This window comes from Flavobacterium sp., assembly GCF_044373165.1.
GTDB lineage: Bacteria > Bacteroidota > Bacteroidia > Flavobacteriales > Flavobacteriaceae > Flavobacterium.
The window spans coordinates 1-3816 of sequence record NZ_JBILQL010000161.1 but is presented as its reverse complement, the minus strand read 5'-3'; the positions used below and the strand labels follow the sequence as shown (position 1 = coordinate 3816).

Sequence of the window (3816 nt, the reverse complement as noted above, 5' to 3'; positions counted from 1 at the left end):
CCGAGTTGACCAGCACGCCGGTGGCGTTCTGCCCTTTCGCCTGGGCCTCTTCGATCGACTGTTCCGGGTAGCCCGCATAGGCGATGCTGCCGTCACCCCCGAGGGCAAATGTGCTGTTGGCCAAGAAGTTGAACAGATCCTTGCTCGTCCCGTCGGCCGCGCCACCGCTGGTGACACGGTTGAGGGTCAGCGTGGCGCCGTTCCAGTTTCCGTTGCCACCGTTCAGCGCCCCGAATTCGGGGTCGCTAACGGTCACCGCCGTGCCCGCATCCAGCGTCACGTAGTTGCCAACACCAGCCCAGGCCACACGGTCGCCGCTGAGGTTGCCGATGACGGGGCCCGCATTCACCTGCGGTGTCAGCTTGATGTCGTTGTTGTCGCTGCCGCCGACGTAGCTGGCGTCCAGCACCGTGCCGTTGGCCGTCAGGCTGGCACCTTCGGCCAGGCCGGCCAGGGTGCCGGTGATGGCATCGCTGCCGTCGTTGTCGATCAGCACATAGCTGTCGCCATAGGCCGCGCTGTAGCGGTGGGCGGCAGACAGGGTGGCGCCGCTGACATCGACGCTGCCCTTCACCACCAGTTGATCGTAGCCACTGCCGGCCGTGTTGCCGGCGATGTCCACCGCCAGCGTGCTGCCCGCGGCCATGGCGAGGTTTCCGTTCACCGTCAGGCTTCCAACACCCCCGTTGCTGCCGGCCACGCCGGGTGACAGGGTGGCGCCGCTGCTGACTGTGAGCGTGTTGGTCGAGTTGCTGGCGAACAGGCTGCCCGTGCCACCCAGCGTCGCGCCGCTGGCCACGGTGATGCCTGAGGTGCCCGACAGAGCACCGGTGACCTGCAGCGTGCCGGCCGACACGGTGGTGGAGCTGGTGTAGGTGTTGGTGCCCGACAGCGTCAGGGTGCCGGCACCCGCCTGCGTCACCGCCAGCGGCCCGCTGATGACGCCAGCGAAAGTCAGATCATCGGACCGGTTGAAGGTCAGGGCGTGTGTCCCTGATGACGTGACGTTGCCAACGATGCTGCCGGTGGTGCCGCCGTCGCCGATTTGCAGGGTGCCGTTGGCGATGCTGGTGCCCCCGGTGTAGGTGCTGGCCCCGGTGAGCTTCAAGGTGCCGGTGGACGAATTCTCCAGTGAGCCGGTCCCCGAGATCACCCCTGCAAACGTGACCACATCGCTGCGGGCAAAGGAGATCGAGCCATTGTTCGTGACGTTCCCGACGATGCTGCCGGTCGTGCCGCCGCTACCGACTTGCACCAAGCCGGCGGAGATTGTCGTGCCGCCGGTGTAGGTGTTGGCCCCGGTAAGCTTCAAGGTGCCGGTGGACGAATTCTGCAGCGAGCCGGTCCCCGAGATCACCCCTGCAAAGGTGACCACATCGCTGCGGGCAAAGGAGATCGAGCCATTGTTCGTGACGTCCCCGACGATGCTGCCGCTCGTGCCGCCGGTGCCGACTTGCACCACGCCGGCGGAGATTGTCGTGCCGCCGGTGTAGGTGTTGGCGCCGCTGATGGTGAACGTGCCAGCGCCAAGCTTCGTCACCGTGCCGGTTCCCGAGATGATGCCCGCGTAATTCAAGTTGCCGGTGCGATTGACAATGAGGGCGGCCTCGTTGGCGATGTTGCCCGTGATGGTGCCAGTCGTACTGCCGTTGCCGATTTGCAGCGCGCCGGCCAAGATCGTCGTCCCGCCAAAGTAGGTGTTGGACGCCGTCAGGGTCAGCGTGCCCGCACCGGATTTCGTCAGCGAGCCAGCTCCCGTGATGGCGCCCCCCAGCGTGAGGTCGTCGGATCGGTTGACCACCAGCTGAGCATGATTGGTGATAGTGCCCGCCACAGAACCTGTCGTGCCGCCGTTGCCGATCTGCAAGATACCGGAGTTGATGATGGTGCCGCCGGTGTGGGTGTTGTCGCCGGTGAGCGTCAAGGTGCCGGAAGCAGCCAACTTCGTCAGCCTGCCAGTCCCCGAGATCGCCCCTGCAAACGTGACCGCATCGTTGCGCGAGAAGCTGAGCGCGGCGTTGTTCGTGACGTCCCCGACGATGCTGCCGGTCGCGCTGTTGTTGCCGAGCTGCAAAGTGCCGGCGGAGATGATGGTGCCCCCGGTGTAGGTGTTGTTGCCGGTGAAAGTGAGGGTGCCGCCGCCGCGCTTCGTCACCGTGCCGGTGCCGGAGATCACACCCGCATACGAAATGTCGTTGATTCTGTTGAAAACAAGCGCGGCGTTGTTCGTGATGTCGCCTGATATGGAGCCAACCGAGCCACCCCGACTGATCTGCAGCGTGCCGGCCAAGATCGTTGTCCCGCCGCTGTGGTTGAAGTTCCCCGAGAGGGAGAGCATGCCCGCGCCGAGCTTCGTCAGCGAGCCGGTCCCCGTCATGGCGCTCATGTTGATGTCGTCGGATCGGTTGACCACCAGCCGACCCTGGTTGGTGATGGCGCTCGAGCTCGAGAGCGCGCCCGTGGTGCCGCCGTTGCCGATCTGCAGCTCGCCGGCGGAGATGGTGGTGGTGCCGCTGTAGGTGTTGGTGCCGGTCAGGGTCAAGGTACCGGCGCCGTCCTTGACCAGGGCCTTTGCTGACCCGGCAAGTACGGATGCGATGCTCGCGGATGTGCCAGCGCCGTTGGAAACAGTCAGCGTCCCGCCCAGCGTGATGGTGCTGCCGGCGATGGTCACGCCGTTGGCGCTGTCGAGGTTCAAGGTGTCGCCAGCGCCGACCGTGACGTTGCTGCCAAAGGTGTAGCTGCTGTTGTCGGCCAGCACCAGCTTGATGGTGTCGACGCCGGCCTGACTGACCGAGCGCGCCAGGGCCTCACGCAGCGAAAATCCATCAGTGGCATCGCCCTCGCTGTCGGTGTCGGTCGTCGAGTCGGCGTAGATGGTGGCGCTGGTGACGGTGACGTCGGCGGTGGTGGCCGCCGAGCCATTGTTCAGCGAGAAGCGGATCGTCGCGTTGCCGTAAGGGGTGGCGTTGGCGTAGCGGATGTTCCCCATCACCGACTGGACCAGCGCCGTGGTGGCGGGGGTGGCGCTGCTGCTGAACGTGATCGTCAGCACGCCGCCGGTTTGGGTGAAGGTGGCGAAAGTCTGCCCGCCGCTTTGCAGGTCTGAGCCACTGACGGTGAAGCCCACCGGGTTGAAGCTGAACACATCGTTGGCCGTGGCGTCAGCGACCCCGCCGGTGACTCGCTGCACCGTCAGGCTGGCACCGTTCCAGTCGTTGCCCAGGCCGCTGTCGCTGACTGTTACCGCAGTGCCGGCATCCAGATTGACCGTGCCGCCGCTGACCCAGGCCACGCTGTCGCCGCCCAGGTTGTTGATCGTCGGCGCGGCCATCAAGGCCGTGTAGGCATCGCGGGCCTGGGCGGTCAGAGGGAGCGTTGCCTCGATGGCTCCCGCCCTCGTCTCCAAGGCCCAGTTGCCGCCTCGCGCGGCGGCACCGGTGGCGTCGCCCGAGGCAGCCACATCGGCGCCGGTCGCCGCGGCCAGCGCAAGCACGAGGCTTTGCCCGCTCAGCCCTGCCCCGCTGTCGCAGGCGTAGATCAGGATGTCACCGTCAGCCGATAGCGCGCTGCCAATGGCCGCCAGCTCCGCCTGGCGGGCCCCCACGGCAGCGGCGTTGATGTCGGTGCTGCCAAGGGCGAAGTGGCCGGCCGAGCCGTGGGCCATCAGGTGGATGCTGTCGATGCCAGAGCGGCCCTTCAGGTACTCGGCCACCTGTGCCAGCCCGTCGCGCGAGGCATCAAGCACCACCACCTCCACCCCAGGCCGAGCGCCGGCAAGCAGCGATTCGTAGTTCGCCACGCTCGGATCGACGA

Annotated in this window: 1 protein-coding gene; it reads right to left on the bottom strand. The window is 66.5% G+C overall.

Annotated features, from left to right (window positions below):
* On the bottom strand, positions 1-3816 hold a 3816-nt coding region (locus tag ACIQ32_RS12340), incomplete at both ends, for an autotransporter-associated beta strand repeat-containing protein (RefSeq protein WP_396195974.1).